This is a genomic window from Aquabacterium sp. OR-4 (assembly GCF_025290835.2).
GTDB lineage: Bacteria > Pseudomonadota > Gammaproteobacteria > Burkholderiales > Burkholderiaceae_C > Pseudaquabacterium.
Map to the genome: position 1 here is coordinate 721,778 of NZ_JAOCQD020000002.1, position 21,801 is coordinate 743,578.

At 71.4% G+C, this 21,801-nt stretch carries 16 protein-coding genes; 12 read left to right on the forward strand and 4 right to left on the reverse strand.

Annotated elements, in window-relative coordinates; all coding sequences use genetic code 11:
* The first annotated feature begins 69 nt into the window (after positions 1–69).
* Together fliR and N4G63_RS15480 are read left to right on the forward strand one after the other, a co-directional pair.
* Positions 70–831: a flagellar biosynthetic protein FliR gene (gene fliR / locus N4G63_RS15475; RefSeq protein ID WP_260786355.1), complete on the forward strand. Its 762-nt coding sequence runs from the start codon at positions 70–72 to the stop codon at positions 829–831.
* 147 nt (positions 832–978) lie between these two features.
* Positions 979–1,806 carry an HDOD domain-containing protein gene (locus tag N4G63_RS15480; RefSeq protein WP_260786356.1) on the forward strand — a complete coding sequence of 276 codons (828 nt, stop codon included), beginning with the start codon at positions 979–981 and terminating at the stop codon, positions 1,804–1,806.
* Positions 1,807–2,585: 779 nt separating this feature from the next.
* On the opposite strand, the gene N4G63_RS15485 is transcribed toward N4G63_RS15480, so the two are convergent.
* Together N4G63_RS15485 and N4G63_RS15490 are read right to left on the reverse strand one after the other, a co-directional pair.
* The gene (locus N4G63_RS15485) at positions 2,586–3,254 is read right to left on the reverse strand and encodes a response regulator (protein ID WP_260786357.1); all 669 of its coding nucleotides are present in this window, start codon (positions 3,252–3,254) and stop codon (positions 2,586–2,588) included.
* Positions 3,251–4,402, reverse strand: a complete 1,152-nt coding sequence (locus tag N4G63_RS15490) for a hybrid sensor histidine kinase/response regulator (protein ID WP_260786358.1) — start codon at positions 4,400–4,402, stop codon at positions 3,251–3,253. The genes N4G63_RS15485 and N4G63_RS15490 overlap by 4 nt, the downstream gene beginning before the upstream one ends.
* A 9-nt stretch (positions 4,403–4,411) precedes the next feature.
* On the opposite strand from N4G63_RS15490, the gene N4G63_RS15495 reads away from it, so the two are divergent.
* From N4G63_RS15495 to N4G63_RS15525, 7 genes are all read left to right on the forward strand, one after another.
* Positions 4,412–5,035, forward strand: a complete 624-nt coding sequence (locus N4G63_RS15495) for a hypothetical protein (protein WP_443112061.1) — start codon at positions 4,412–4,414, stop codon at positions 5,033–5,035.
* A 60-nt stretch (positions 5,036–5,095) separates the two neighbouring features.
* Positions 5,096–5,458, forward strand: coding sequence for a response regulator (locus tag N4G63_RS15500; RefSeq protein WP_260786359.1), 363 nt, complete (start codon positions 5,096–5,098; stop codon positions 5,456–5,458).
* A gap of 55 nt (positions 5,459–5,513) precedes the next feature.
* A complete protein-coding gene (locus N4G63_RS15505; protein WP_260786360.1) occupies positions 5,514–7,655 on the forward strand; it encodes a chemotaxis protein CheA in 2,142 nt (713 codons plus the stop codon).
* Between the two features lie 64 nt (positions 7,656–7,719).
* The gene (locus tag N4G63_RS15510) at positions 7,720–9,492 is read left to right on the forward strand and encodes a methyl-accepting chemotaxis protein (protein ID WP_260786361.1); all 1,773 of its coding nucleotides are present in this window, start codon (positions 7,720–7,722) and stop codon (positions 9,490–9,492) included.
* Positions 9,493–10,032: 540 nt separating this feature from the next.
* The gene (locus N4G63_RS15515) at positions 10,033–10,578 is read left to right on the forward strand and encodes a chemotaxis protein CheW (RefSeq protein ID WP_260786362.1); all 546 of its coding nucleotides are present in this window, start codon (positions 10,033–10,035) and stop codon (positions 10,576–10,578) included.
* Positions 10,579–10,676: 98 nt separating this feature from the next.
* Positions 10,677–12,464, forward strand: a complete 1,788-nt coding sequence (locus tag N4G63_RS15520) for a methyl-accepting chemotaxis protein (protein WP_314599908.1) — start codon at positions 10,677–10,679, stop codon at positions 12,462–12,464.
* Between the two features lie 74 nt (positions 12,465–12,538).
* On the forward strand, positions 12,539–14,488 hold the full coding sequence (locus tag N4G63_RS15525) for a methyl-accepting chemotaxis protein (RefSeq protein WP_314599909.1): 1,950 nt from the start codon (positions 12,539–12,541) through the stop codon (positions 14,486–14,488).
* 128 nt (positions 14,489–14,616) lie between these two features.
* Here the strand turns inward: N4G63_RS15525 and N4G63_RS15530 are convergent, their stop codons facing one another.
* Positions 14,617–17,151: an ABC transporter permease gene (locus tag N4G63_RS15530; RefSeq protein WP_260786717.1), complete on the reverse strand. Its 2,535-nt coding sequence runs from the start codon at positions 17,149–17,151 to the stop codon at positions 14,617–14,619.
* A gap of 219 nt (positions 17,152–17,370) precedes the next feature.
* Between N4G63_RS15530 and N4G63_RS15535 the strand changes: the two genes are divergently transcribed.
* Positions 17,371–18,243, forward strand: a complete 873-nt coding sequence (locus N4G63_RS15535; RefSeq protein ID WP_260786363.1) for a DODA-type extradiol aromatic ring-opening family dioxygenase — start codon at positions 17,371–17,373, stop codon at positions 18,241–18,243.
* Between the two features lie 19 nt (positions 18,244–18,262).
* Here the strand turns inward: N4G63_RS15535 and N4G63_RS15540 are convergent, their stop codons facing one another.
* Positions 18,263–19,360: a BMP family ABC transporter substrate-binding protein gene (locus N4G63_RS15540; RefSeq protein ID WP_260786364.1), complete on the reverse strand. Its 1,098-nt coding sequence runs from the start codon at positions 19,358–19,360 to the stop codon at positions 18,263–18,265.
* 263 nt (positions 19,361–19,623) lie between these two features.
* On the opposite strand from N4G63_RS15540, the gene N4G63_RS15545 reads away from it, so the two are divergent.
* Positions 19,624–20,541 carry a glucosamine kinase nucleotide-binding domain-containing protein gene (locus N4G63_RS15545; RefSeq protein WP_260786365.1) on the forward strand — a complete coding sequence of 306 codons (918 nt, stop codon included), beginning with the start codon at positions 19,624–19,626 and terminating at the stop codon, positions 20,539–20,541.
* Complete coding sequence (gene nagA / locus N4G63_RS15550) at positions 20,538–21,782, forward strand: N-acetylglucosamine-6-phosphate deacetylase (protein ID WP_260786366.1); 1,245 nt, start codon at positions 20,538–20,540, stop codon at positions 21,780–21,782. Before N4G63_RS15545 ends, nagA begins: the two co-directional genes overlap by 4 nt.
* Positions 21,783–21,801: the final 19 nt, after the last annotated feature.

A 21,801-nucleotide genomic window follows, 5' to 3' on the forward strand; every position in this document is an offset into this window, starting at 1 on the left:
CGCACCGGCCCCCCGAGGGGGCGCCCAGCCCCCTGTATCGGCCCGGCGCGGCCGCGCGCCCGCTGCGGCATGATCACCTTCACCGAGGCCCAGCTGCTGGCCTGGCTCACGCCGGTGTTCTGGCCCTTCGTGCGCGCGCTGGCGCTGCTGGCCAGCCTGCCGGTGTTCAGCCAGCGCGCGGTGCCGGCGCGGGTCAAGGTCGGCCTGGCGCTGTTCATCGCGCTGGCGGCCCAGCCCACGCTGCCGCCGATCACGCCGGTGCCGCTCGATTCCCTGGCGGCCTTCACCCGCCTGGCCCAGCAGCTGCTGGTGGGGCTGACGCTGGGATTTGCGGTGCGCGTGGTGTTCGCGGCCATGGAGCTGGGCGGCGAGCTGATCGGCCTGCAGATGGGCCTGAACTTCGCCGGCTTCTTCGACCCGGTGAGCGCCTCGCAGGGCACGGCCAGCTCGCGCTTCATGGGCACCATCGTGGCCTTCCTGTTCGTGCTGATCGGCGGCCACCTGGCGATCATGGGCGCGCTGGTGCACAGCTTCACGCTGTTTCCGGTAGGCGACGAGCCCTTCGCCTTCCTGCGCGCCACGCAGCCGCAGCTGTGGGGCCGCGAGCTGTTTGCGCTGGGCCTGTGGATCGCCCTGCCGCTGGTGGGCATGCTGCTGTTCGTGAACCTGGTGCTGGGCGTGATCGCCCGCGTGGCGCCGCAGATCAGCATCTTCTCGGTGGGTTTTCCGCTCACCCTGTCGGTGGGCCTGATCGGCATGCTGGTCACGCTGCCGATGATGGAGCAGCCGTTCACGATGGCCCTCGAGGACATGCTGGCGCACTTTCGCTGACGGCCGCTGCGCCCTGCAGGGCCAGCCGGCGGCGGCTCAAGTCGCGCGGCGTGCGGTCGATAAAGAAGGCCATCACCGGGCTGCCGTAACGGCCCGGCCCGACCCAACCCCAGCCTGGGGCGGCCTTTGACACCGGGTGTCCCACGCATGTCGCCTGTCCTCAGCTTCTTCCGGCCGCCGGTGGTGCTGCCGTCCATGCCCGAGGTGGCGCGCCGGCTGTTGAACACCTTCGGACGCGACAACGTCAGCATCGACGAGCTGGCCACGGTGATCGGCACCGACGGCGCGCTGTCGGCCCGCCTGCTGCGCCTGGCCAACAGCCCGCGCTACGCACCCAGCCGGCCCATCATGCGTCTGAACGACGCGGCGCAGATCATCGGCCTGGGCGCGCTGCGCGGCCTGGCGCTGGGGGCCAGCCTGGCCGACTGCTTTCCGCACCCGCCGGGCTTCGACCGCCTGCGCTTCTGGCGCCAGAACCTGGCCACCGCCGGCCATGCACGCTGGCTGGCGCAGGCCGCCCATGTGGATGCCGACACCGCCGAGACCGCCGGCCTGATGCTGCGCAGCGGCCAGCTGCTGATGCTGATGCACGAGCCCGGCCTGCTGTCGCTGGTGGAGGCCCTCACCGGCCCGCCCGACAGCGTGTTCGAGCTCGAGCGCCTGCACTTCGGCTGCACCCATGCCGAGGTGAGCGCCGAGCTGGCGGTGCGCTGGCGCTTCCCCAGTGCGCTGGTCGACGCGCTGCACAGCGCCGGTGATCCGCTGGCGGTGCGCCCGTTCCAGCGCATGGGCGCGGTGCTGCGCCTGGCCAGCGTCCTGGCCGACGCGGGCGACTCAGGGCTCGACCCCGTGGCCTCGGTCGACCTGGCCCAACCCGAGCTGAGCCTGGCCCTGGGGCTGGATCTGGCCAACATGCCGGACCTGTGCCCGCACCATGCGAGGCTGACGCTGGCGGTGGACGCGTTCGTGTCCTGAACCTTGGGGCTGGGCTGGGCTGGCCTGGCCTGGCCTGGCCTGGCCTGGCCTGGCCTGGCTGCTGGCTGCTGGCTGCTGGCTGCTGGCTGCTGGCTGCTGGCAGGTGGCTTTCCGGCGGGGTTGCCGATGGCTCTTTGCAGCGCGCCGGGTGTTCGCCCCGGCGGGCGACCTACTTTCTTTTTGCGAAAAGAAAGTAGGCAAAGAAAGCGCATCCCAACTTTCCGACACCACCGAGCATTTTGTTTGGTGCATCGCGGCGGGCGCCTCGCCCGCCCCGCGGGCTCGAACATAGCCAGCCGGAGAGGCATGTAGCCGGTCCACGCGCGCGGGCCCCCCGATCAAGACTTGCGGGCGCAGCGTGGTGTGGGCTGGACTTGGTCCATGCCATGGACTTGACCTCGGTTCTGCCCTTGAGCGAGGCGCGCGGTCAATGGCATGGCACGTCCGCTGCCAGAGCCTTCACAGTTGAGCGGCCATGCCATCGGCGGCGATGTGTCCGTCACCAAGCCGTTTGTCGGCAGCCTGTTCGAGCCCGCCGGGCGGGCGAGGCGCCCGCCCCGATGTGGGACAAGCGGCACGGCGGTGTCGGAAAGTTGGGATGCGCTTTCTTTGCCTACTATCTTTTCGCGAAAAGAAAGTAGGTCGCCCGCCGGGGCGAAACCCCGGCGCGCTGCAGCGAGCCATGGGAAAGCCCAACCGCAAGACCAACCCAAGCCAAGCCAGTCAAAGCCAGGCCAAGCCAAGTCAGTGCCAGCAAAGACAACTGGCCAGGTCGGGCCTCAGTCGCCCACCAGGCCGTTGCGGATGGCGTACACCGTCAGCTCGGCGTTGTTTTGCAGGCCCAGCTTCTCGAGCACCCGGGCGCGGTACACGCTCACCGTCTTGGGGCTCAGCGTCAGCTCCTCGGCAATGTCGGCCAGGCGCTTGCCCGAGGCGATCATCACCAGCGTCTGCAGCTCGCGGTCCGACAGCTTGTCGTGCGCGTTCTCGGGCGCCGGCGTGGTGAGGCTTTCCACCAGCATCTGGGCGATCTCGGGCGTCACGTACTTGCGCCCCTGGGCCACGGTGCGCACCGCCTGCACCAGGCTCTGCGGATCGCCGCCCTTGTTCACGTAGCCATAGGCGCCGGCGCGCAGCGCGCGGATGGCGTACTGGTCTTCGGGGTACATGCTGACCACCAGCACCTTCACCGCCGAGCCCTCGTCCTTGAGCGCATGCATCACGTCGAGGCCGCTGCGGCCGGGCAGGTTGATGTCGAGCACCAGCACGTCGCAGCCGCGGACATCGCCATGCTCGCGGGCCTGGGTCGCAAGCGTGCGCATCAGCGCGCGCAGCTCGCCGTAGTCGCCGGCCTCGCCCACCACCTCGATGTCGGCAGCGTCGGACAAGGTGTCGCGGATGCCGCGGCGGATCAGCGCATGGTCGTCGCAGAGGATGACTTTGATCATGAGTTGTCGTCCCAGCCCAGGGTGTCCGGGTCGTCGAAACAGGAGTCTTCGGCGCCGGCCGAGCCCGGGATGGGCACCGACAGCATCAGCACCGTGCCGCTGCCGCTGCTCGAGACGTCGACCCAGCCACCCACGGTGCCGGCGCGCTCGTGCAGGCCGCGCAGGCCGAAGCTGCGGGCCTTGGCCAGATCGGCCTTGGCCAGGCCGCGGCCGTTGTCGCTGACCTCGAGCGACAGCACGCCGCGCGCCAGCGAGAGGTCGATCAGCACCTTGCCGGCCTGGGCGTGCTTGGTCACATTGGTCAGCGCCTCCTGGGCGAAGCGATAGGCCACCAGCGGCACGCCCACCGGCAGCTGCATGCTGTCGTGGCTGGTCTGGCACAGGCAGGTGATGCCGTGGCGCTTCTCGAAGGCCTGGGCCATCCACTGCAGCGCCGGCACCAGGCCCTGCTCGAGGATGGCCGGGCGCAGGTTGAGCATGATGCGCTGGCTGGCCTCGACCGCATGGGCCACGGTGTCGAGCGCGGTGGCCACGCGCTGCTGCACCTCGGGCGATTCAACATGGCGAGCAATCCAGGCCAGGTCGAACTTGATGGCCGTCAGGCTGCCGCCCACGTCGTCGTGGATCTCGCGCGCGATGGCCGCACGCTCCATCTCGACGCTGGTCTGCAGGTGCTGGGCCAGCTCGCTCAGGCGCTGGCGGCTGGCGGCCAGCTCGCGGTCGGCCTGCTGGCGCGCCAGGCGCTCGTGGTGGGCCTCGATGGCGTGCTCCACCGCCGGGGCCAGGCGCGCCAGGTTGTTCTTCAGCAGGTAGTCGGAGGCGCCGTTGCGCATGGCGGCCACCGCGGTGTCCTCGCCGATCTCGCCCGACACCAGGATGAAGGGCAGATCGCAGCCGCTGTCCTTCAGGATCTGCTGCGCGCGCAGGCCGGTAAAGCCGGGCAGCTTGAAGTCCGACAACACCACATGCCAGGCCTGGCCATCGCGGCCGTCGGCCAGGCAGCGGGCAAATTCGGCCTCGGTGTCCACGCGCAGCGCGTCCAGCCGGTGGCCGGCGCGCGCCAGGTGGGCCATGGCCAGATCGTGGTCGAGTGGGGAATCCTCGACGTGCAAAACACGCAGCACCCGGTCGGGGGTCGAAATCGGCATGGCTGGAGTATGGCAAAGGCCACGCCTGCCGACCGCCCTGCCCGCACGGTGTGCAAATGCACCGTGTTGACGGTGGTGTTCAAGCTAATGTTTCCGGTCGCTGGGCCGAAAAATCGCGAAGCCCTTGCTGTCCGGAAATCCCGGCAGGGTGGCCGCGAACGTGGAGTGACGATGCCCGACGATGAACTGACACCGCAGGTACCCAGTGCCGAGGTAAGCCTGACCGTGGCGGCCGACCTGCAGGACAGCCTGATGGTGGCCCAGAACGACCTGGACCGACTGCAGCGCCTGTTGGCCGACGCCACGGAGACCTTGATGGGCCATTTTTATGGCGCATCGGCCCAGGTCACACGCCTGGCGCGTGCTGCCGCCAAACACCCCGAACTGCAGTCCGAGGGACTGCACGAGGCCATGCAGCACCTGGGCGGCGCCGTCACGGCGATGCAGTTCCAGGACATGGCATGGCAGCTGATCGGTCACACCCAGCGCCGCCTGCGCAGCTGTGCCGACCGCCTGGCCAACGATGTGATGGGGGACGACGACATGGGCTCCGCCGTGGTGGAAGAAGCACCGCTGCGGCCCAATCCCGTGACCCAGGACGAGATGGACGCCGGATCAATCGAGTTGTTCTAGTTCCACCGCCCATCCCAGTAACGCCCCCCAATCAAGCCCTCAGATTTCCCGGAGAAAACCATGCACTCGATCCTCGCTGTCGACGATTCCGCCTCCATGCGCCAGATGGTGTCCTTCACGCTGAAGAACGCCGGTTTCAACGTCGTCGAGGCCGTGGACGGCCAGGACGCCTGGGAAAAGGCCGGCCAGCGCGATTTCAGCCTGGTGCTGACCGATCAGAACATGCCCCGCATGGACGGCATCTCGCTGACCAAGAAGCTGCGCGAGAGCCCCAAGTTCAAGGCCACGCCGATCCTGATCCTGACCACCGAGTCGAGCGATCAGATGAAGATGGCCGGCCGCGCCGCCGGCGCCACCGGCTGGCTGGTCAAGCCCTTCGATCCCGCCAAGCTGATCGAGGTGATCGGCAAGGTCATTCGCTGATCACACGCATCTGCCACGACCTTGCCCCTCGCATCAATTTCGGGAGACCCCAGTCATGGGTGACATGAGCAACGAAGGCGCACACCTGTCCGCCGGTATCGATCTGAGCCAGTTCTTCCAGGTCTTCTTCGAAGAAGCCGGTGAGAACCTGGACACGATGGAGCGGATGCTGCTCGAACTCGACGTCAGCGCTGCCGACGACGAAGAGCTGAACGCCATCTTCCGCTGCGCGCACTCGGTCAAGGGTGGCGCCGCCACCTTCGGCTTCAGCGACGTGGCCGAACTGACCCACCAGATGGAGGCCCTGCTCGACAAGCTGCGCCGCCACGAGCTGACCCCCACCGCACAGATGGTGGACGTGCTGCTGGCCGCGGGCGACGCGCTCAAGGCCCTGCTGGCCCGCCACCAGGGCACCGGCCAGGACGTGCCCGACACCACCGAGCTGCTGTCGACCATCCGCACGCTGTGTGCCGGTGGCACGCCGGCACCGGCGGCCGCCCCGGCCCACGCGGCCGCCGCGCCCGCCCCGGCGCCGGCCCCGGTGGCCGCCAGCGCGCCAGTTGCCGACGGCCTGCGCACGCTGGAGCTGCGCGTGGGCGTGCTGGACGACCCGGCGATCGCCGACAACCTGGCCGAGCTGTTCAAGGAGATCGACGGCCTGGGCACCATCGAGCCGCTGGACGCCGGCCGCCCGGCCGACGGCATGCGCCGCTTCAAGGTGGTCACCTCGTCGGCCGACAACGATCTGCTGGACCTGTTCACCTTCCACGTGCCGCGCGAGGCCGTGACCCTGCTGCCGCTGGGCGCGGGCTACGGCTTCCATGAAGGCGCGCCGGGCGCCCCGGCGAATGCCGCCGCCGCGCCGCCGGCGGGCTACGGCTTCTTCGACAACGCGCCGGGCGCCCCCGGCGACGCACCCGCCGGTGCCGCGCCGGCGGCCGAAGCCGCGCAGGCCGCCCCGGCCGCCGCCGAGGCGCCCAAGCCCGCCGCCAAGCCGGCCGCACCGCGCGCCGAGGCCAAGCCGCAGGCCGCCGACGCCGCCACGCTGCGTGTGGCGGTGGAGAAGGTCGATCAGCTGATCAACCTGGTGGGCGAACTGGTGATCACCCAGGCCATGCTGGCGCAAAACAGCAAGAACCTCGACGCCGCGCTGCACCAGCAGCTGGGCGCCGGCCTGGCCGATCTGGAGCGCAATACGCGGGATCTGCAGGAAGCGGTGATGTCGATCCGCATGATCCCGATGAGCATGGTGTTCAACCGCTTCCCGCGCATGCTGCGCGACCTGGCGGCCAAGCTCGGCAAGAAGGTCGACCTGCTGACGCAGGGCGAAGCCACCGAGCTCGACAAGGGCATGGTCGAGAAGATCACCGACCCGCTGACCCACCTGGTGCGCAACAGCTGCGACCACGGCATCGAGAGCCCGGCCGACCGTGCCGCCAGGGGCAAGCCCGAGAACGGCACCATCACCCTGGTTGCCAGCCACCAGGGCGGCAGCATCGTGATCGAGGTGCGCGACGACGGCAAGGGCCTGAACCGCAACAAGCTCATCACCAAGGCGCGCGAGAAAGGCATCGACGCGCCCGACACGATGACCGACAACGAGGTCTGGAACCTGATCTTCGCGCCGGGCTTCTCCACCGCCGACGTGGTGACCGACGTGTCGGGCCGCGGCGTGGGCATGGACGTGGTGAAGAAGAACATCACCGCGCTGGGCGGCTCGGTCGACATCGACTCCGCCGAGGGCTACGGCATGAGCGTCAAGGTGCGCCTGCCGCTCACCCTGGCCATCATGGACGGCATGAGCGTGGGCGTGGGCGAGGAGTGCTACATCCTGCCGCTGGGCTCGGTGGTCGAGTCGTTCCAGGTGCAGGACAACATGGTCAAGACCATCGGCACCACCGGCCGCGTGGTCGAGGTGCGCGGCGAGTACATGCCGGTGATCGACCTCGAGAAGGTGTTCGAGGTGCCGCGTTTCGACTTCGAGCATGTCAGCAACATCATGGTGGTGGTCGAGAGCGAGGGCACGCGCGTGGCGCTGCTCGTCGACGAGCTGCTCGGCCAGCAGCAGGTGGTGGTGAAGAACCTCGAGGCCAACTACCGCAAGGTGCCCGATGTGTCGGGCGCCACGATCATGGGTGACGGCCGCGTGGCGCTGATCCTGGACATCCTGTCGCTGGTGCGCCGCACCCGCACCTGAGCCTCACGGGCCGCCGCCGGCCAACGCCGGACCGGCGGCCCGCCCCCTGACGAGATTGCATCCCATGAACCTGCAGAACCTGCGCATTGCCGCCAAGCTGTGGCTGGTGGTCGGCCTGTTCATCGCCGCCCTGCTGGCCTTGATCGGCTTTGCCGCCCTTCGATCGGCCAGTTCGCAGGCCGAGGCCGACCGCGCGCTGAGCGAGGTCGAGCACAAGATCCGCATGGCCGGCCAGTGGTCGGGCCTGACCGATGGCGCGGTCAACCGTGCCATCGCCGGCGCCATCAGCCCCGACGAGGCCGTGACCAAGGCCTTCAAGGACACCAACGACAAGGCCATCGCGCGCATCACCGAGATCCAGAAGCAGTTCAAGGCCATGCCGCTGAGCGACGCCGAGCGCGCCCAGATGGACAAGATCGGCCAGCTGCGCCAGAGCGTGCTTGACGCCAACGGCCGTGTGGTCGCGCTGCGCAAGGACGGCAAGCTCGACGAGGCCCGCGCCGAGGCCACCGGCAGCTTCAGCAACCAGGCCAACACCTACCTGCAGGCGCTGCGCGACTTCGTCACGCTGCAGGAAGACGCCGCCAAGGCCACCCGCGAGCGCGTGGCCGCCGACCGCCGCCAGACGGTGGTGATCGCCGCCGTGGCCGTGGGCCTGATCATCGCCGGCATGATGGCCGGCACGCTGGCCCTGATCCGCAGCATCCGCACCCCGGTGCGCGAGGCCGTGGCCCTGGCCGACCGCATTGCCGGTGGTGACCTCGGCGCCCAGGGCAGCGTGCACCGCCACGACGAGTTCGGCGAGCTGATGACCGCGCTGGCCCGCATGGCCGCGTCGCTGTCGAGCACCATCGTGCAGGTGCGCCATGCCAGCGACTCGATCCGCACCGCCAGCGCCGAGATCGCCGCCGGCAACCAGGACTTGAGCCAGCGCACCGAGCAGACCGCCAGCAACCTGCAGCAGACCGCCAGCTCGATCGTGCAGCTCACCGGCACCGTGCGCCAGAGCGCCGACTCGGCCGCCCAGGCCAACCAGCTGGCCGCCAGCGCCCAAAACGTGGCCCAGCGCGGTGGCGACGTGGTGCGCCAGGTGGTCAGCACCATGGACGAGATCAACAGCGCCTCCAAGCGCATTGCCGACATCATCGGCACCATCGACGGCATCGCCTTCCAGACCAACATCCTGGCGCTGAACGCGGCGGTGGAAGCCGCCCGTGCCGGCGAGCAGGGCCGCGGCTTCGCGGTGGTGGCCGGCGAGGTGCGCAGCCTGGCCCAGCGCTCGGCCGAAGCCGCGCGCGAGATCAAGGGCCTGATCGGCGCCTCGGTCGAGAAGGTCGAATCGGGCTCGCGCCTGGTGCAGGACGCCGGCAGCACGATGGACGAGATCGTCAGCAGCGTCTCGCGCGTCACCGACATCATCGGCGAGATCAGCGCCGCGGCCACCGAGCAGAGCTCGGGCATCAACATGGTCAACGGCGCCGTCACCGGCCTCGACCAGATGACCCAGCAGAACGCCGCGCTGGTGGAAGAAAGCGCCGCCGCCGCCGAGAGCCTGAAGTCGCAGGCCGACCGCCTGGCCTCGATGGTGGCCACCTTCCGTGCCGACGCCTCGCCGGCCACGGCCAGCGCGCCGCCGGCCGCACCGGTGCGCGCCGCCGCGGCAACGGTGAGCCACCGCCCGGCCCCGGCCCCCGCTCCCGCCCGTGCAGCGGCGGCATCGCCGGCACCGCGCGCGGCGGCTGCGGCCGCCCCGGCGGCCCCGCGCCCCGCCGCCAAGCCGGCCGCGGCGCCAGCCACGGCCACCGCCAACGGCGACACCGACTGGGAAACCTTCTGATCGAACGGGCGGCGCACGCGCCCCGGCGCGCCCGTCGCCCGCACGTCGCCCGCCCGCCAGGCCCGCCACCGACAGCGGCGCTCCGGCCGCCCGCATCCGGCCCGACCCCGGCGCCCGCCAGACCGGCGCCGGCTCGAACCGGTCTCCTGATTGCAGTACCCGCCCTGTGGAGCCCCCCCATGTCCGCGGCCATGCATTGGAAGCCAGGCGTCTCGATCCGCTCCAGTACGCACCCGGCCATCAGCCTGGTGACGGGCCGGTGCGCCCCGGCTGCCGAGGCTGCCACGGCTGCCACGGCGGCCACGGCTGCCGCCGCGAGCCTGACGGCGCCGGCCAGGCCGCCCACCGGCAACGGGGCCGCTGCAGGCTGGCGCAAGCCCACACCGTGCACTGATTCACGCCGCCACTGCATGCAAGCCTGCGCCGCAAGTCCGCCCGCTGCCAGCGCCTCAAACCCGCCAGCGCCGCGCCGATAACAGCGACAGGCCTACGCCCCGTCAGCCCATCCACCGCCCCGTATCCCACTGGAGACCTCCCGCCATGGACATGATCACCGACGCCGCAGCCGTCGCCCGCCACGAGGCCCAGCGCGCCATCGAGGCCGCCGGCAAGCGCGCCCCCTCGCTGCAGGCACACAACGGCGAATACCTCACCTTCCGCCTGGGCGCCGAGGAGTACGGCATCGACATCCTGCGCGTGCAGGAAATCCGCTCCTACGAGCAACCCACGCGCATCGCCAACGCACCGTCGTTCCTGAAGGGCGTGGTCAACCTGCGCGGCGTCATCGTGCCCATCGTCGACCTGCGCCTGAAGCTGGGTTGCGACAGCGCCGACTACACGCCCTTCACGGTGGTCATCGTGCTGAACCTGCGCGGTCGCGTGGTGGGTGCGGTGGTCGATTCGGTGTCCGACGTGCTGGAGCTGGCCGGCGACAGCATCCGCCCGGCGCCGGCCATGGGCACCACGGTGGAAGCCGACTTCATCACCGGCATCGCCAGCGTCAGCGAACGCATGCTGATCCTGATGGACATCGAAGCGCTGATGGGCAGCGCCGACATGGGTCTGCTGGACCAGGTGGGCACCTGATCCAGCGGCGCCTCGCCACTCGGGCGCACCCGTTCTCTCTCTCTCTCCAAATCATTTCCTAGCGACGTAAACGCCTTCATCGCGCCCGGGAGTCAAAGATGCAGATGAAACTTTCCACGCGGCTGTGGCTGCCCACCATCGTCCAGCTCACCATCGTGGCCGCGCTGGCCACGGTCATGGCGGTGCAGATCCGCGGCAGCATTGCCGCGTCCTCGGCCAGCCAGGAAGCCCAGCTCAACAAGCTGCAGGACGCCACCAACTGGCAGGGCCTGACGGCCGCCAACGCCGCGCGCACCATCGCCGGCGTGGTCGGCAGCGACCCCAAGGTGGCCAGCACGCTGAAGCCGCAGATCGAGGCCACCTCGGCCCAGATCTCCGAGCTGCAAAAGCGCATCGAATCGATGGCCGAAACGCCCGAGGAGAAGGCTGCGCTGGCCAAGGTGGCCGACACCCGCAAGACCTACATCGCTGCGCGCGACACGGTGCGCAAGCTCAAGGGCGAAGGCAAGGACGACGAAGCCGCCGCCGCGCTCGACGGCCAGATGAAGCCCAAGATGGAGGCCTACACGGCCGCCCAGGCCGAGTTCGTGAAGCTGCAGCGCGAGCGTGGCGAAGCCCTGCTCGAGGCCGTGGGCCGCGAGCGCATGAAGACGGTGTGGGCCGTGGTCGGCGTGATGCTGCTGGTGGTGGTGGGCATGGCCGTGGGCGCGGTGCTCACCGTGCGCTCGATCAGCGCACCGATGACCCAGCTGGCCGCCACCGCGCGCCGCATCGGCGAAGGCGATCTCACGGTCGACATCGACACCACCCGCAAGGACGAGATCGGCGAGGTGCTCAGCTCGCTGGCCCACATGCGTGACTCGCTGCGCCGTGTGGTCAGCCAGGTGCAGCAGGCGGCTGAGTCGATCCAGGTGGCCAGCTCCGAGGTGGCCAGCGGCAACCAGGATCTGAGCCAGCGCACCGAGCAGGCCGCCAGCAATCTGCAGCAGACCGCCAGCTCGATCGAGCAGCTCACCGGCACCGTGCGCCAGAGCGCCGACTCGGCCGCCCAGGCCAACCAGCTGGCCGCCAGCGCGCAAAGCGTGGCCCAGCGTGGTGGCGACGTGGTGAGCCAGGTGGTCAGCACCATGGACGCGATCAACCAGTCGTCCAAGAAGATCTCCGACATCATCGGCACCATCGACGGCATCGCCTTCCAGACCAACATCCTGGCGCTGAACGCGGCGGTGGAAGCCGCCCGTGCCGGCGAGCAGGGCCGCGGCTTCGCGGTGGTGGCCGGCGAGGTGCGCAGCCTGGCCCAGCGCTCGGCCGAGGCCGCGCGCGAGATCAAGGGCCTGATCGGCGCCTCGGTCGAGAAGGTCGAGTCGGGCTCGCGCCTGGTGCAGGACGCCGGCAGCACGATGAGCGAGATCGTCAGCAGCGTCTCGCGCGTCACCGACATCATCGGCGAGATCAGCGCCGCCTCCACCGAGCAGAGCTCGGGCATCGGCCTGGTCAACGGCGCCATCGGCAGCCTCGACCAGATGACCCAGCAGAACGCCGCGCTGGTGGAAGAAAGCGCCGCCGCCGCCGAGAGCCTGCGCGAGCAGGCCAAGCGCCTGGCCGAGGTGGTGAGCACTTTCAAGGTCAATGCGGGCAGCCAGGCGGCTGGCGCCGTGGCCCACCGCCCGGCGCCCAGCGTGGCACGGGCGCCCGCCGCCCCCACGGCGGCCCGTGCCCCGAGCACGGCCGCTGCCCGCCCCGCCGCGCCCCGACCGGCCGCCGCCGCAGCGCCGCGACCGGCCGAGGTGGCCCAGTCGGCCATCGGCCAGGCGCGTGACAGCAGTGCACGCTCGGCCGTGCCAACCGGCAAGTCCGGCGGCGACGACGACTGGGAAACCTTCTGATCCCGGGCACGGCAGGCTCGTGGCCTGCCGTGCCGCTTGTGCCCCCCGCTTTCTTCGACCAAGGAAACGCCTCGATGTCCTCCGCCATTCCAGTCCCCGGCAACGCCGCCGCCCCCGGTTCCCTGGCCCGCCGCATCGCGCTCAGCGGTGCCGGCGCCGTGGCCGTGGTGATGCTGGGCATTTGCGGCGTCATGGCCTGGGCCACGGCCAACGAAACCCGCGGCCATGTGCAGCGTCTGGCCACCGAGCGCGCGCACTCCGCCGCCCAGTCACTCGACGCCTTCGACGAGGCCGCCCGCCAGGTGGCCGAGCGCTTCTACACCAGCTTTGCCGACAGCTTCGGCAAGGACTTCGTGCTCGACGCCGCCAGCGGCGAGCTGCGCAACAAGGGTGAGCTGCTCAACGGCAGCTTCACGCTGGTGGACAGGTTTGCCGCCAGCACCGGTGGCGTGGCCACCATCTTTGCGCGCAAGGGCGATGACTTCCAGCGCGTCACCACCTCGCTGAAGAAGGAAAACGGCGACCGCGCCATGGGCACCCTGCTCGGCAGCGGCCATCCGGCCTACAAGAAGATGATGGCCGGCGAAAGCTATGTCGGCCGCGCCTTCCTGTTCGGCAAGCACTACATGACCCGCTACCAGGCGGTGAAGGACGCTGCCGGCCAGGTGGTGGGCATCCAGTTCATCGGCTTCGACCTGTCGGCGTTCCAGACCACGCTGGACAAGATGGTGGCCGAGGGCAAGCTCTACGAGACCGGCGGCCTGGCCATCATCGACCCCAAGAAGTCGCCCGCCGATGCGGTGTTCGTGGCCCACCCGACGCTGCGCGGCAAGAAGGTCAGCGAAGCCTGGCCCGGCGCCGAGAAGTCGCTGGCCATGCTGGCCGATGCCGGCGCCGACAGCGGCCCGCAGGCCCTGCCGGTGCCGCTGCTGGCCGCCGGTGACGGCCGCTGGGCCGTGGTGCGCAAGGCCCAGGGCTCGGGCTGGTGGCTGGTGGCCGAGGTGAGCGACGCCGAGGCCATGCGCCCGCACTACGCGGCCATGCTGCCCTTCGTGGCACTGTTTGTCAGTGCCTCGCTGGTGCTGGGCCTGGGCCTGGCCTGGATGCTGCGCCGCGGTGTCTCGCAGCCGCTGGCCGTGCTGGGCCAGAGCCTCGAGGCCGTGGCCCAGGGCGACCTGAGCCATGCCGTGCACGTGGACCGCAGCGACGAGATCGGCCGCCTGATGCAGCAGGTGGAAACCATGCGCGGCACGCTGGCCAGCACCATGCAGGGCGTGCGCCAGGCGGCCGAGTCGATCGGCACCGCCAGCGCCGAGGTGGCCAGTGGCAACCAGGACCTGAGCCAGCGCACCGAGCAGGCCGCCAGCAACCTGCAGCAGACCGCCAGCTCGATCGAGCAGCTCACCGGCACCGTGCGCCAGAGCGCCGACTCGGCCGCCCAGGCCAACCAGCTGGCCGCCAGCGCGCAAAGCGTGGCACGCCGCGGCGGCGAGGTGGTGAGCCAGGTGGTCAGCACCATGGACGCGATCAACCAGTCGTCCAAGAAGATCTCCGACATCATCGGCACCATCGACGGCATCGCCTTCCAGACCAACATCCTGGCGCTGAACGCGGCGGTCGAAGCCGCTCGTGCCGGCGAGCAGGGCCGCGGCTTCGCGGTGGTGGCCGGCGAGGTGCGCAGCCTGGCCCAGCGCTCGGCCGAGGCCGCGCGCGAGATCAAGAGCCTGATCGGCGCCTCGGTCGAGAAGGTCGAGTCGGGCTCGCGCCTGGTGCAGGACGCCGGCAGCACGATGAGCGAGATCGTCAGCAGCGTCTCGCGCGTCACCGACATCATCGGCGAGATCAGTGCCGCGGCCACCGAGCAGAGCTCGGGCATCGGCCTGGTCAACGGCGCCATCGGCAGCCTCGACCAGATGACCCAGCAGAACGCCGCACTGGTGGAAGAAAGCGCTGCAGCCGCCGAGAGCCTGCGCGAGCAGGCCACGCGCCTGACCTCGGTGGTGAGCGGCTTCCGCCTGGCCTGAGGGCCCTGCTCCTCCCTGCCCCGGGCCTCACCCGGGGCCTGCAACGCCCGCCGCGTGAATCACGCCGCGGGCGTTGCCGCTGGTGGCGCAGGCCGCATTGGCCACTGCAGCCTCAGTTGCAGGCCGCGCTACTGCGCCGCCTGGCGCAAGGTCTCCATCACCGGGCGGCGCAGCACCTCGCGCAGGCCCCACCAGCCGGCCGCCCAGGCCAGCAGCGCACCGGCCACCAGGCCCGCCAGTGGCACCCACGGTGCCGGCGCCCAGCTGAACTCGAACACCCGCTGCGCCAGCAGCCCGCCCAGCACCACCGCCGCCACCGAGGCCAGCAAGCCGGCCAGCGCGCCCACACCCAGCAGCTCGGCGCGCTGCACGCGGCGCAGCAGCAGGCTGCCGGCGCCCACGGCGCGCATCACCGCGTATTCGCGCGCACGGTTCTCGCGCGTGGCCGTCACCGCGGCAAACAGCACCACCACGCCGGCAGCCAGCGTGAAGCCGAACAGCACCTCGACCGCGCGGATGACCTGGTCGAGCACCTGCTGCACCTGTGCGATCGAGGCGCTGAGGTCGACATTGGTGAGGTTGGGAAACTGCCGCACCAGCGCGCGGTCGAAGCCCGGCACCTTGGACGCGTCGGGTGCGCGGTAGGCACTGATGTAGGTGGCGGGCACGCCGTCCAGCCGCGCCTGCGGAAACATCACGAAGAAGTTGACCCGCATCGAGCCCCAGTCGACCTTGCGCAGGCTGGTGATGCGGCCTTCGTGCGTCTGCCCGGCGATGTCGAAGCTCAGGCTGTCGCCCAGCTTCAGGCCCAGGCTCTGGGCCAGGCCCTGCTCCACGCTGAGGCCGTTGCGCTCGTCGGGCGTCCAGCGGCCGCCGACGACCTGGTTGTGATCGGGCAGCGCCGCGGCATGGCTGAGGTTGAACTCGCGCTCGACCAGGCGCTGCGCCCGCTCGTCGGTGAACTGCGCGGGCTGCACCGCGCGGCCGTTGATGGCCACCAGCCGGCCGCGGATCATCGGATACCAGTCGAAGCGGCTCACACCGGCGGCCTGCAGCGCGGCGCGAAAGGCGTCGCCCTGCTCGGGCTGCAGGTTGATGACGAAGCGGTTGGGTGCGTCCACCGGCGTGGCCTTGCGCCAGGCGCCGATCAGGTCGGTGCGCAGCAGCACCAGCAGCACCAGCGCCAGCAGGCCCACCGACAGCGCCGAGACCTGCAGCACCACGAAACCCGGCCGCGCCGAGAGCTGGCGCGTGGCCAGCACCAGCCAGCGTGGTGCGCTGTCGGGCACCACGCGGCGCAGCAGCAGCACCGCGGCCCAGGCCAGCAGCGCAAACACCGCCACCGCCACGGCAAAGCCGCCCACGGCCATGGCCCCCATGCGCAGATCACTCGAGGCGGCCAGCAGCAGGCCGGCAAAGCCGGCGGTGCCGGCCAGCAGCACGCCCACCGAGGCCACACGCAGGCCGCCCACGTCGCGCCGGATCACGCGCAGCGGCGGCACCCGCGCCAGCTGCAGCACCGGCGGCAGGCCAAAGGCGGCCAGCAGCGTGAGCCCCACCCCCAGGCCAAACAGCGCCGGCAGCGGCCCGGCCGGCGGCAGCTGGGTGTCAAACAGGCCGGCCAGCAGGCGCACGAAGATGAAGTGCGCGGCAAAACCCAGCGCCACGCCGGCGCCGCTGGCCACCAGGCCCACCGCGCCGAACTCGAGCGCATAGGCGCCGGCAATGGCGCGCTGCGGTGCGCCCAGCACGCGCAGCATGGCGCAGTCATCCAGATGGCGCTGCGCGAAGTCGCGGGCGGCAATCGCCACCGCCACTGCCGCCAGCAGCGCGGCCAGCAGCGCCACCAGGTTCAGGAAGCGCTGCGCGCGGTCGAGTGTCTGGCGCATCGCCGGCTGGCCGGCGTCGATCGATTCCACCCGCACGCCGCGCAGCCCGGCCGTGGCCACCTGGGTTTCGGCCCAGCGCACGAACTCGCGCACACCGGGGTCGGCCACGCCGCGGTCGCTGCCCTCGCGAACCGGCGCGGCCACCGCCATGCGCCAGGTCACGCGGCTGGCCGGCTGCACCAGGCCGGTGGCGGCCAGATCGTCGGCATGCATCATCAGCCGCGGCGCAAAGCTCGAGAAGCCGCCACCGCGGTCGGGCTCGCGCGCCACCGTGCGCTCGATGCGCAGGCGCTGCTCGCCCAGCCACAGGGTCTCGCCGATGTCGAGCTGCAGCACATCAAGCAGGGCCGCATCCACCCACACCATGCCGCGCGCCGGGCCACGCTGCAGCACCTGCTCGGGGCCGTCGCTGCGCTCGCGCACGCGCAGGCTGCCGCGCAGCGGATAGCCGTCGCTCACCGCCTTCAGCGCCACCAGGCGGGCATCGCCGCCGCGTTCATCGGGGGCCCGCGCCATGCTGGGAAAACTGGCGTGGCTGGCCACGCGCAGGCCGAGTGCGCGTGCCCGGGCGGCAAACTCGGGCGGCAGCGGCTGGTCACTGGCCAGTACCGCATCGCCACCCAGCAGCTGCATCGCGTCGCGCGCCAGCGCGGCGTCCAGCCGACCGGCAAAAAAGCCCACCGCGCTGAGCGCGGCCACGGCCAGCATCACCGCCACCATCAGCAGGCGCAGCTCGCCGGCGCGGGCGTCACGCCAAGTCTGGCGCCAGGCCATCGCCCAGACCGACACCGGCAGGCGTTTCAGCGGAGGAACAGCCGGCAGCACGGGGGCAGCCGGGGCGGAGGATGCAGCGTCGGTCGACATGGGGCCGCACGGTACACGATGCGCGCGACGCCTGCGGCCTGCAGGGCCGGCGGCGCCTTGCGGCGCGATTGAACGCCGCATGCAGCGCCGCTCAACGCCGCGCCGGGCGACCGCTGCTGTAATGCCGCCATGCATCCCACTCCCCGCCCCGCCGCGGCCACTGCCGCACCGCTTGCGCCGATCTATCTGTCGCATGGCTCGCCGATGACGGCGCTGGAACCTGGCGCGGCCGGCCCGTTCTGGCAGACGCTGGGCCGGCAGATCGACGCCCAGGGCGGGCCGCCGCGCGCCATCCTCGCGATCTCGGCGCACACGCTGACCCGCGAGCCGGTGCTCATGGCGGCGGCCCGGCACAGCACGATCCACGACTTTTCAGGCTTTCCCGAGGCGCTGTACCGGCTGCGTTACGACGCCCCGGGCGCCCCGGCGCTGGCCCAGCGCGTGGCCGCGCTGCTGCAGGGTGCGGGCCTGCCGGCCCATGTGCTGCCCGAAGGCGGGCTCGACCACGGCATCTGGAGCCCGCTGCGCTTTGCCTGGCCCGAGGCCGACATCCCGGTGCTGCCGCTGGGCTTTCCGCCCGACTGGAGCCCGGCGCGGCTGTTTGCGCTGGGCCAGGCGCTGGCGCCGCTGGCCGCCGAAGGCGTGCTGATCTACGGCAGCGGCAGCCTCACCCACAACCTGCGCCTGGTGTTCGGTGCCCGCGCCGGCGGCATGCCGGCCCTCGACGCGCCCGAGATCGCCGAGAGCGCGGCCTTTCGCCACTGGTTTGCCGAGCGCAGCGCGGCCGGCACCGACAGCGACTGGGACGCCCTGCTCGACTACCGCCGCCAGGCGCCCCATGCGGCGCTGATGCACCCCACCGACGAGCACCTGCTGCCCTTCTACGTGGCCGCGGGCGCCGCCGGCCGTGTGCCGGCACGGCGCCTGCACGACAGCCTCACCTACGGCTGCCTGGGCATGGACGCCTACGCCTTCGGGCCGCAGGCGGAGCGGCTGGCCTGACGGCCGGCCGCCGGCCCGCTCAGCGTGCCGGCACGCTGCCGGTCACGCCCTGCACAAACCAGTCCATCTGCGCGATCTGCGCATCGGGCAGTGCGCCCTTGTCCAGGCGCACGCGGCCGGCGTTGTCGACCAGCGGGGCGGCAAAGGGCAGCAGGCGGCCGGCCACGATGTCGGCGCGCTTGCGTTCCAGCTCGCTGCGCACCGCAGCGGGCAGGGCCTCGCTCACCGCGGCCAGTTGCACGCCGCCGTCCTTGAGGCCGCCCCACACCGGCTGCGGCTTCCACTGGCCGGCAATCGCGGCCTTGGCCACCTGGGTGTAGTACGGCCCCCAGTGCTGCACCACCGAGGCCAGCTGGGACTTGGGCGCAAAGCGGCGCATGTCGCTCTGGTAGGCCAGCAGCAGCACGCCCTTGTCCTCGGCAGCCTGCGGCACGGCCGGCGAGCCCGAGTGGTTGGTCAGCACGTCGGCGCCCTGGGCCACCAGGCTCAGCGCCGCCTCGCGCTCACGCGTGGGGTCGAACCAGGCATTGAGCCACACCACCTTGACCTCGGCCTTGGGGTTGGCCGCGCGCATGCCCTGCGTGAAGGCATTGATGCCCTGCACCACCTCGGGCACCGGAAAGCCGGCCACGTAGCCCGCCACGCCGCTCTTGCTCTGCTTGCCGGCCAGCCAGCCGGCCAGCCAGCGGCCCTCGTACCAGCGCGCGTTGTAGGTGTTGAGGTTGGCCGCGGTCTTGTAGCCGCCGGCGTGCTCGAACTTCACGCCCGGAAACTCGGCCGCCACACGCAGCGCCGGCTCGAGGTAGCCGAAGCTGGTGGCAAAGATCAGGCCGCAGCCGTCGCGCGCCATGTCGCGCATCACGCGCTCACTGTCGGCGCCTTCGGGCACCGCCTCGACGAAGCGGCTCTTCACCGCCGCGCCCAGCGCCTGCTGCATGGCCTGGCGGCCCTGCTCGTGCTGGTAGGTCCAGCCCGCCTGGCCGACCGGGCTGACATAGACGAAACAGGCCTGCAGGGGCGCCGTGGGTGCCGCGGGTGCCGGCTGCGCGCCGGCGTGCAGGGGGTGGGCGACACAGAACGCCGCAGCCATGGCTGCGCGCCTGAGGTTTTTGTGCATGGTTGTCCTCGACATGACCCCGTGAAAATGACAACGCCGGCTTCGGGGGCACGAAGCCGGCGCGTTGGAGCGGCGATTGTCGCCGATCAATGCCGCGCCTGAAGTGGATCGCAATTGGTCATATACCGACGCCAAAGCCTGGGCCACCCGTGCACGGCCTCCTCGCCCCCAGGTTTTCACACCCTGGTCTGAACCGTCAAGGCGGCCCGAGCCAGCGCACCGGCGTTGACTGCCTTGTCTATTTGGTATTACATTGGTACTAGATGAACCCAAGCCCTCACCTCAGCGCGCCAGCCCCGCGCCACCTGATCGGCATCGATGGCGGCGGCAGCGGCACCCGCGCCCGCCTGGCCGATGCGCAAGGGCGCACGCTGGCGCTGGGCGAGGCCGGGCCCTCGGGCCTGGCGCAGGGCGTGCCGCAGGCCTGGCGGCATGTGCGCCAGGCCATTGACGCGGCCTTTGCCGCCGCCGGCCTGCCCGGCGTGGCGCCACAGCACTGCGCGCTGGGCCTGGGCCTGGCCGGCGTGCATGCGCCGGCCCTGGCCGCGGCCTTTCGCGCGGCCGATCCCGGCTTCCAGAGCACCCTGCTCGACACCGACGCCGGCGTGCTGCTGCTGGGCGCCCATGGTGGCCAGCCGGGCGTCATCGTGGCCGCCGGCACCGGCAGCGTCGGCGAGGCCCTGCGCCGCGATGGCCGGCGCCTGTCGGTCGGCGGCTGGGGCTTTCCGGTCGGTGACGAGGGCAGCGGCGCCTGGCTCGGGCTGCGTGCCATGCAGCTGTCGCAGCAGGCGATGGACGGCCGCGGCCCGGTGGGCGCGCTGGCACGCGCCGTGTGGGAGCGCGTGGGCGGCCAGCGCGACCAGCTGATCGACTGGTGCGCCGGCGCCGGCCAGCAGGCCTACGCCTCGCTGGCACCGCTGGTGTTCGAGCTGGCGCATGCCGATCCGGTGGCCTGGTCGCTGCTGGACGAAGCCGCCCAGGCCCTGGCCCGCCTGGTGGATGCGATGGACCCGCTGGGCGAGCTGCCCATCGTGGTGGGCGGCAGCGTGGGCCAGCGCCTGGCGCCGCGCCTGCCAGCGCGCCTGCACACCCGCAGCGTGCCGGCCCAGGCCGACGCCACCGAGGGCGCGCTGCACCTGCTGCGCAGCGCGCTGGGCCAGGCCACGGTGGAGGCGCCATGAGCCCGCGCAGCGCAAGCCCCGACCCCGCCGGCCACGGCAGCGGCCACGCGCCCGGCCACCACACCGGCCACCACACCGACCACCCCACCCACCCACACACCGCCCGCCACGCCCACGTGGCCGCCGGCGAGGTTCACGGCCACCTGCTCACCCCCGGCGGCTGGCTGCGCGGCCGCCTGCACTGGGGCGCCGATGGCCGCATCAGCGCCATCGACGGCGAGCCGGTCAGCGAGCCCGAGGTGCGCCACGGCCGCCTGCCGCTGGTGCTGCCCGGCTTTGTCGACCTGCACGTGCATGGCGGCGGCGGGCGCGACACCATGGAGGCCGGCGACGCCCTGCCCACCATCGCCCGCACCCACGCCCGCCACGGCACCACCGCGCTGCTGGCCACCACCATGACCGCCCCGCCCGACGAGCTGCAGGCGGCGATGGCGGCCATGGGCCCGGCCTGCCAGCAACGCCAGCCGGGCATGGCGCGGGTGCTGGGCGTGCACCTCGAAGGCCCGTACATCAACCCCGGCCGCCTGGGCGCCCAGCCCGACCATGCGCGCCCGGCCAGCACCGACGAGCTGCAGCGCCTGCATGCGCTGGCGCCGATCCGCCTGATCACGCTGGCGCCCGAGATCCCCGGCAACCTCGAATGGATCGCACGCCTGCGCGCCGCGGGTTTTGTGGTGCAGATCGGCCACAGCGCCGGCAGCTACGAGGACGGCGTGGCCGCGCTGCGCCAGGGCGCGGCCGGCTTCACCCACCTGTTCAACGCCATGAGCGGCCTGCACCACCGCGCGCCGGGCATGGTGGGCGCGGCGCTGGCGCATGCCACGCATGCCGAGATCATTCCCGACCTGCTGCATGTGCACCCGGGCGCCATCCGCGCCGCGCTGCGCGCCATTCCCTGCCTGTACTGCGTGAGCGATTCCACCGCTGCCACCGGCATGCCCGATGGCGAATACCAGCTCGGCAGCCACCGCGTGCGCAAGTGCCTGGGCGGCGTGCGCCTGGAAGACGGCACGCTGGCCGGCAGCACGCTCACGCTCGACCAGGCCCTGCGCAACCTGGTGTTCGAGCTGGGGCTGGAGATCGACGAGGCCTCGCGCCGCGTGTCCACCCACGCGGCCGACTTCATCGGCGCGGCTGACCGCGGGCGCCTGGCCCCCGGCGCCTGGGCCGACCTGGTGGTGCTCGATACCGCGCTGCAGCTGCAGCGTGTGCTTGTGGAAGGAGAAACGATTGAGTCCTGACGCCACGACCTGCGCCAAC

Bases quoted from the DNA above. Each gene is read 5' to 3' on its own strand.
- nagA (WP_260786366.1), top strand. From the start codon at position 20,538: ATGAGCCCGCGCAGCGCAAGCCCCGACCCCGCCGGCCACGGCAGCGGC.
- fliR (WP_260786355.1), top strand. From the start codon at position 70: ATGATCACCTTCACCGAGGCCCAGCTGCTGGCCTGGCTCACGCCGGTG.
- N4G63_RS15495 (WP_443112061.1), top strand. From the start codon at position 4,412: ATGGCAAAGGCCACGCCTGCCGACCGCCCTGCCCGCACGGTGTGCAAA.
- N4G63_RS15540 (WP_260786364.1), bottom strand. From the start codon at position 19,360: ATGCACAAAAACCTCAGGCGCGCAGCCATGGCTGCGGCGTTCTGTGTC.
- N4G63_RS15480 (WP_260786356.1), top strand. From the start codon at position 979: ATGTCGCCTGTCCTCAGCTTCTTCCGGCCGCCGGTGGTGCTGCCGTCC.
- N4G63_RS15515 (WP_260786362.1), top strand. From the start codon at position 10,033: ATGGACATGATCACCGACGCCGCAGCCGTCGCCCGCCACGAGGCCCAG.
- N4G63_RS15525 (WP_314599909.1), top strand. From the start codon at position 12,539: ATGTCCTCCGCCATTCCAGTCCCCGGCAACGCCGCCGCCCCCGGTTCC.
- N4G63_RS15530 (WP_260786717.1), bottom strand. From the start codon at position 17,151: ATGGCCTGGCGCCAGACTTGGCGTGACGCCCGCGCCGGCGAGCTGCGC.
- N4G63_RS15510 (WP_260786361.1), top strand. From the start codon at position 7,720: ATGAACCTGCAGAACCTGCGCATTGCCGCCAAGCTGTGGCTGGTGGTC.
- N4G63_RS15535 (WP_260786363.1), top strand. From the start codon at position 17,371: ATGCATCCCACTCCCCGCCCCGCCGCGGCCACTGCCGCACCGCTTGCG.
- N4G63_RS15500 (WP_260786359.1), top strand. From the start codon at position 5,096: ATGCACTCGATCCTCGCTGTCGACGATTCCGCCTCCATGCGCCAGATG.
- N4G63_RS15490 (WP_260786358.1), bottom strand. From the start codon at position 4,402: ATGCCGATTTCGACCCCCGACCGGGTGCTGCGTGTTTTGCACGTCGAG.
- N4G63_RS15505 (WP_260786360.1), top strand. From the start codon at position 5,514: ATGGGTGACATGAGCAACGAAGGCGCACACCTGTCCGCCGGTATCGAT.
- N4G63_RS15485 (WP_260786357.1), bottom strand. From the start codon at position 3,254: ATGATCAAAGTCATCCTCTGCGACGACCATGCGCTGATCCGCCGCGGC.
- N4G63_RS15545 (WP_260786365.1), top strand. From the start codon at position 19,624: ATGAACCCAAGCCCTCACCTCAGCGCGCCAGCCCCGCGCCACCTGATC.
- N4G63_RS15520 (WP_314599908.1), top strand. From the start codon at position 10,677: ATGCAGATGAAACTTTCCACGCGGCTGTGGCTGCCCACCATCGTCCAG.